This window comes from Rhodosalinus sp. FB01 (assembly GCF_041365715.1).
Taxonomy (GTDB): Bacteria; Pseudomonadota; Alphaproteobacteria; order Rhodobacterales; family Rhodobacteraceae; genus Rhodosalinus.
Genome location: NZ_JBGFSH010000103.1, coordinates 1 through 346, shown reverse-complemented (window position 1 = coordinate 346; position 346 = coordinate 1). Strand labels below are relative to the sequence as shown.

At 66.5% G+C, this 346-nt stretch carries 1 protein-coding gene; it reads left to right on the top strand.

Annotated features, from left to right (window positions below):
* Window positions 1–346, top strand: a 346-nt coding sequence (locus AB6A65_RS16790) for an SDR family NAD(P)-dependent oxidoreductase (protein WP_371039518.1), incomplete at both ends; no start/stop codon positions are given.

Here is a 346-nt window from a genome sequence, read left to right as displayed (position 1 = left end):
GCGATGTGGCTCGGCATGCAGGAGACGGCCAAGCAGATGATCGCCCAGGGCAAGGAGGGCGGGCCCTACAAGCTGATCAACGTGGGCTCCATCGCCTCGCGCAAGCCGCTGGTGGACGTGACGGTCTACTGCACCTCGAAATACGGCTGCCTCGCGCTGACGCACTGCGGGGCGGTGGCGCTGGCCGAGCACAACATCACGGTGAACGGCTACGCGCCGGGCGTCGTCGTCACCCCGCTCTGGGAGCAGCTCGACAAGGACCTCGTCGATATCGGCTTCAAGGAGCGCGAGGGGCAGGCCTACGACGACATCGTGCGCGACCAGCTCCAGATCAAGCGCGTCTCCT